4 protein-coding genes are annotated in these 6382 nt (G+C 69.2%); all 4 read right to left on the reverse strand.

The window, feature by feature from the left end; genetic code table 11:
- Positions 1-161: 161 nt before the first annotated feature.
- Positions 162-2900, reverse strand: coding sequence for a TraC family protein (locus tag Q4F91_RS07820; RefSeq protein ID WP_303336438.1), 2739 nt, complete (start codon positions 2898-2900; stop codon positions 162-164).
- A complete protein-coding gene (locus Q4F91_RS07825; protein ID WP_303336439.1) occupies positions 2897-3136 on the reverse strand; it encodes a hypothetical protein in 240 nt (79 codons plus the stop codon). Before Q4F91_RS07825 ends, Q4F91_RS07820 begins: the two co-directional genes overlap by 4 nt.
- Complete coding sequence (locus Q4F91_RS07830) at positions 3133-5610, reverse strand: TraV family lipoprotein (protein ID WP_303336441.1); 2478 nt, start codon at positions 5608-5610, stop codon at positions 3133-3135. Before Q4F91_RS07830 ends, Q4F91_RS07825 begins: the two co-directional genes overlap by 4 nt.
- Positions 5611-5612: 2 nt before the next feature.
- Positions 5613-6382, reverse strand: a 770-nt coding sequence (locus tag Q4F91_RS07835; RefSeq protein ID WP_303336443.1) for a TraB/VirB10 family protein, incomplete at its 5' end; no start/stop codon positions are given.

Consider the following 6382-nt stretch of genomic DNA (forward strand, 5'->3'; position numbering starts at 1 on the left):
GCTCTTCTGAGCGCCCTTCGGCTCAGCGGCCAGGGCCTGCGCCTGCGCGCCGTCCTTTGGCTCCTGCGTCTGATCGTTCTGATCGCTCCCGGGCTCCGGGGCGTTCACGGGCTTCTTTTTCCTGCGTGTCATCTGCGGTTCCTGCTTCGTCTCTCAATGGTTCAGGGTGTCTGTGTCTTTCCCGCGGGGGAGGGCTTCGGTGTCCCGGGTGTCTGCGGTTCTTCGGGTGTCTTATGGGGCGGAGGCGGAGGCTCGCCGGCCGCGACGTGTCCGATCGCCTCTGCGAGGGGCACGCCCGCCTCCTCCCAGCGCCGCACGGCCTCGACCTCAGCGGGCAAGGTGGAATAGGCGACGCGCGAGTAGGGGTCGAGAATGAGGCGCCCGATCGCGGCGGGCTCGTCGCCCACTTTCACCACCATCTCGCTCCAGGCGCCGGCCACGGTCGTGAGAGACGTGATGGCCTCGCGCAGCCACGGGTCGCGGCGGATCTTTCCGTCGTGCTCGAGGACCTCGAGGCTGTCGGCGTCCTGTCTGAGGTAGATGCGCGTGTCCGCGCACCGCCAGGCGGCCTCGGCCGTTTCGGAGAGGAAGAAGTCCGCGATCGACTGCGTGGCGGTGACGAACGCGCCGTTCAATTTCCTCGCCCGGCGGTATCCGGTCTCGATGAAGCGCCCCGAGGCGCCGTCGCTCATCAGGTCCCAGGCCTCGTCGATGCAGACGAGCTTCGTCTCGCTCTTCGGACCCGACTGCATCGCGCGCTCGATCGTGAGCATCAGCGTCATCAGCACGCCGGAGCGCAGGCGCCGCCAGGCCGAGAGTCCGTCCAATTCGAGGACGGTCAGGCGCTTTTCGAAGTCGAGCGGGCGGCCCGAGCCGTCGAACCACTTCGCGAACGTTCCGCCCGGGCAGAAGGGCGCGAGCATGGCGGCGAGCTCGAGCGCGTTCCTTTCCACCCCGCCCTCGGGGAGGCGGTAGTCAAGGAGCTCGCGCTTCAAGTCCGCCATCGTGGCGCGGCCTCCGGAAGCGGAGCCCGCCTTCACGGCGGCGCGCTGCACGCATTCGGAGAGGACCGCCTCCACGTAGGGCGGGAACGACTCGTTGGTGACGAGCGCCACGATGATCTTCACGACCATCTCGAGGAGCTCCCTGTCGCCGGCGCCTTCGCCGCCCAAAAACTGGAACGGATTGATGTCCCAGGTGCTCGTTTCATTGAACTCGAGAAAGGAGCCTCCGAGGATCGAGCAGAGCTTCTTGTACGAGAACCCCGCGTCGATGATCCAGACGCGCCCGCCCGTCATGAGGGTCGAGCAGGCGAGTTCGTTCATGACGACGGACTTCCCCGACCCCGGTTTCCCCACGACGGTCGCGGAGTAGGAGCCGTGGGCGTTGGCAAACGGATCGACGAAGAAGACCTGGCCCTTTCTCCCCGTGAGCATGAGGAGCGGCGTCATCCTCGAGTTTCCCGGCCGGCGGCCGGTGCCGCGCCACTCCGTCATCACGGGGAACCCGCAGACGGCGGTCGCGGTGGTGCGGCGCGGAAACCTGCGCATGCGCTTCATGTCTGAGGCCAAACGAGGTCCCGCCGAGCACGGCAGCACCGCCATCAGCGCCTGGGCGTGGAGCGCCGTGTTGGCCTGCAGGTCCATGTTCGCCTTCCTCGCGAGCCCCTGCGCGGCCTGGATGCAGTCGCTCTCGCGCCCCGCCGGTGCGAGGAGCACCATCTGGTGGAGCACGCGGGCGACGCCGCCCGCCGACTCGAACGACCTCTGCGCGATCGAGAACTCCCGGTGCGCCTCGTGGTAGTGGGTGACGAGCGTCGCCACGGGCGAGCCCATCATCTGGCGCGTGCGCACGCACATGGCGTTGACGCGCGCCTTCTCGCTCGCCATGTCCGGGATCTCGAGGATCGAGGTGAAGAGGAAGGGGCAGGGGATCTGCGCGCCCGCTCTCCCCGGTTCGCCGAGCAAAGTGGACGTGAGCGCGAGGTCGATCCTCGGCGCGTAGTTCTCTATCGACAAGCCGATGGCGGTGACGCCCTGCGCGCGGGACTCCGCGGTGTCGGTGACGTGGGCGAGCCCGTGGAACTTCACGCCGTGCTTCTCGATCTCGACCTCGGTGTCGCGGTCGAGGAGCTGGAAGCGGACCTGGTCGAAGGGCGTGAGGGACCTCGGAGCGAGGCAGTTAGCCCGCACCTTCTGGGGGTTCACGATCTCGCGGACGGTGGCGGCGTAGTCGTCAGCCGTCCACACGCCGCCCCAGAGGTGGGCCTGCGAGAGGATCGCCTCCATCGAGCGCGCGACCGACCGCGCCTGCGCGATCGCCTCGTCCGAGTACGGGCGCTCGGTCTTGATCACGACGGAGAGCCAGACGCGGAAGTGCCGCACCTCGACCGGGGCCTCGGGGATGATCTGGTCGCGGGCGGCGCGGCGGAAGAGCGCGGCGCGTTCCTCCGCGGCCCTGCGGGCGATCGCCGCGGCCTGGGGCGAGAGAGAGGAGAGCCCCTTCTCATGGGACTTGACCCACGTCTCGAGCTGCGGGTCGACCGCGGGCGAGGCCATGCAGGTGACCGCGATGGTGCTCCCCACGGGGAGCGGCACGGCCGCGATCGTGAGCATCGTCTTCTGGAGCGGATCGTCCACGCCCGTCTGCGGCCAGAGCTCGAACGTGACCCCGAGCCCCTCGGGATGACCCGGGCGGGAGGTGGAGAGCGTGACGAAGCGGTCCTCGATGATCTCGTCATAGGGGAGCCACAGCCCGAGCGTGTCGAAGGCCGGAGTGTCCCCGTCGAGCGCCGTGCGCGTGAGCTCCCGCGAGAGCCTGAGCGGCCTCAACGGGTTGCCGCGCGCACGGTCACCGTCCTTTCGACCGCGAAATTTCGTGAGAAAGGAAGCGAAGGTCACTTGGGTCCGCCCTCCATCACGATGCGCGTCCCTTTCGGCTCAAACGAGCAGGCGGGCGGGACGTCGGGGATGGAGGGCTCCGGCTGAGGCCTCGGAATCATGTCGGGCACGAAGGCGGCCGAGAGGATCGCCGCCCGGATCGCGTCGTTGACGGACTCGGGCACGGGCTCGATCTCGAAGATCAGGCCGATTCCCCCGGGGACGGTTGAATAGTTGAGGGTGCGGGTGGTCATCATTCGTTCTCCTTGCGTTCGGTCATGTCGGCGACCGTGATGCCGGTGTCGGCGCGGGAGGCGTTCGGGTCCCTGAGCGGCTGCTGCACGCGGCGCACGCGCTCGGTGAGCTCATCGACCCACTTCTTCTGCGCCGCGCGCAGACGTGCGCCATTGCCCAGGGGCGTGGCGCCATCAGGCCCGGTCGGGGCGGCCGAGTAGGGATCGGCGTCGGCGGGGGCGGAGTTCGAGGTCGTGATGCGGCGGGGCGCCTTGTCCGTGAGGAACGCGGGCTTCGCGGTCGTCACGGCCGGTCCCGTGTTGCCCTGCCAGGCGGTGGCCCAGCGGGCCGGGGCGATGCGCACGAGCACGCGGTTGCCTTCGTGGAGGTCGCCCTGCTCGTCGGTCCAGGGCGTGAAGCGGATCGAGACGATGCGCTCGGGAAGGCGCTTCGCGGTGGTGCCCGAGCGAGCGGCCTCGGCGGCTTGGGCGAGCTCCGCCTCGCGCTCGGCCGCGGCCTCGAGCGCCGCGACCTCACCCGCGCCCTGCCGAAGAGCAAACTCGCGCTCCGCCGGACTCATGTGCCGCGAGACGGCGGCCGACTCCGCCGGGACGGGCTTCGGGGGAATGACGCGGGTCTCGACGGACTCGGTCGTGACGTTGGTGGTGCCGGAGTCGGCGGTGACGGCCTTCTCGACCTTCTTCACCTCAATGGTCGGCTGATCACCCTCGAGCTCGGCCTTCAAGGCGGCAGCGGCCGCGGCTTCGGCTTCGGCGCGCTCGGCCTGCTGCCAGGGGAGCCCTTCCTTCTGCTCCAGCGCGTAGGTGTCCGAGAGCGACCGGCAGTTTACGCCCGTCTGATTCGGACAGGAAAAGTCCTCCGAGGCATTGAGCCCCGTGATGCTGCCGCACCCGGAGAGGGTTCCGGTGCCGGCGACCATGGCGGCGGCGAGGATGAACTTCATGGTGGAATTCAGGGCGGACTCTCCGGACGGGCTCTCCTCCGCCTTCTCAGCGGCTTTGCCTTTGGTCTTCTCAACGGCCTTCTTCCCCGCCTTCTCCGCAGCCTTCTCGTCTGCCTTCTTCCCGGCCATCTCCGCGGCTTTCCCGTCGGCCTTCTTCCCGGTCTTCTTCGCAGCCTTCCCGTCGGCCTTCCCGCCGGCCTCCTCCTCCTCCATCTCGCGGTCCTGGAGGAGCTTCTGCCGGTCGCCGAGCTCCGCGTTCGAGCGGTAGAGGTTCTCCTCGTCGTAGCCAGGCACGCCGTTCTCGCGCAGCCGCCCGGCCATCCTCAGCGCGACCTCGTGGTCGGGGTCGGGCGAGAGCTTCGGGCCGCGGGGAAGCGGTTCATTTCCGCGCCATACAAGGTAGCCGGGGTGGGCGCGATCGAGCCAGTCGAGCATGCTGCGGCGGATGGTCCTGTCGGTCCCGCCGATGTAAAGCGAATGCCGCCTGTCGACGCCGGCGGCGGGGGCCTCCGCGGGAGCGTCTTCAGCGGCGGCCTCGGGGACCCCGGCGGGAGCGCCTTCCGCGACGGCCGTTTCGACGCCGGGATCTCCGGAATCGTCCGCGCCGCGCCTCTCCGAGCTCCCGTCGGCGTCCGCGGGCGGCTCCTCGCCGCCGCGGGGCCTGCGGACCTGCACGCGCTTCATGCCGCGCAGTCTCGCCTCGCCGCTCATCACGGCGAGCGAGACGTGTCCGAAGCGCGGGTAAAGCGGCGAGGGCGCAAGCGAGTTGTCCGGATCGATCAGGCCGTCGAGGCCCCTCATCCTCCCGGGCCCGTTTTTATCGAGACATGCGGGCGTTCCGGCGAAGTAAAGCGCCGAGACGGGGGTGAGCCGGTTCATGAGCTCTTCCTCCGCGAAGAACTTCACGCCCGGGACGGGCATCCTCCAGGCCTGGCGCCTCAGGCGGAAGAGGGCATCCTCGAGGATGCGCCGGTCGGGCTCGCGATCATCGAGCGGGAATTCGGGGCGGCTCCGGAAGGGCTTCTCCTCCTCGGCCATCTTCGCGAGTCCGAGCGAGGCGAGGAGCAGGCTCTCGCGCGGGGCGCAGCAGTGCTTCAGCACGAGGAGCACGAAGCGGCAGTCGCAGTCCATGAAGAAGGTCGCGATCTGCAGGAAGGGCGTGTCCTCGGGCAGATCGAGGTAGCGGATGCGGCACGCCTCGAGCCAGCCGAGATCCTCCGAGTCACGGCTGCGCCTGCGGTTGCCGATGTTGAGCACGGCGCGGTGGCAGAGCTCCGAGAGCGGCCACCCGAGCTGCGTCGCCGCCGAGCACATCGTGACCATGAACCTCGCCTCCCGCGCGGCGCAGGCGACCGTGCCGCAGCTGATGATGCCGTCCATGCTGACGAGGATCAGGGCGCCGTCGCCGGAGGCGCCGGCGGCAGTGGAGTTCACGGCGGCCCGGACCGCGCCGGCCGTCTGCATCGGGACGGGCTGCGCGTAGGAGCCGCGGCGGGACTGGGAGCGTGCGCGGTTGGATTTGAAAGCGGTCATTCTTAAGACTCCGAAGAGAGGGGCGTGCCCCGTGAGAAAACAAGGTCAAGAGGGATGCCGGCTTCAAGCTCGAGAACCGGCATGATTTTGTCTGCGAGGTCGAGGTAGTAGTCCATCAGGCGGTTGGCCGCGGACGAGAACGCCTCGCCGAAGCCGACCAAGGCCGAGTTGCCGAAGTCGACGGTCTGGGTGCCCGTGAGGGTCGAGGTGGAGATCTGCTGGGTGGAGAGCGAGAGCGACTTCGAGATGCCCGAGATCACGCCCGTCGAGATCGCCGCGGCGATCGCCTGGCCCGAGCGGGTGACGAGCTTCGCGCGGATGCCGACCTTGCCGTCGGGACCGACGGCGTAGCCCGAGACCCGGATGTCGAGGATCTGGCCCTTCGGGCCCACGCAGGCGAGACGGTCAAGGCGTATGAGCACCCGCTCGGACGAGATGTCCCCGGTGGCGTGACCCGTGACGTGGCAGTCCTTGACGGCCGCGCGCCAGCGGTTGGGCAGCACCGCGAGGTCGTTCAATTTCATCAGCACCGGCATCGGGGCCGATCCGGCCGCGCCGCCGGTGCTGGCGTACGCGCCGGTCAGGAGCGTCGACTTCGTGAACGATCCCGCCGGGATGTAGTTCTCGGCGTCAAGGCCCTCGGCGCGGTTCACGTCGATCGGCACGTCCGGGCGGTAGAGGGGCTCCACCTGATACCGGCGCTGCGGAATCCGGCGCGTGTCCTGCGGGACGGGAAGCGTCACCATCGCGAGACGCCCGCCCCCGGGGGCGG

The organism is Sutterella sp., assembly GCF_030539355.1.
GTDB lineage: Bacteria > Pseudomonadota > Gammaproteobacteria > Burkholderiales > Burkholderiaceae_F > Sutterella.

Excerpts from the sequence above, each read along its gene's own strand:
- Q4F91_RS07825 (WP_303336439.1), bottom strand. The coding sequence starts at position 3,136 with ATGATGACCACCCGCACCCTCAACTATTCAACCGTCCCCGGGGGAATC.
- Q4F91_RS07830 (WP_303336441.1), bottom strand. The coding sequence starts at position 5,610 with ATGACCGCTTTCAAATCCAACCGCGCACGCTCCCAGTCCCGCCGCGGC.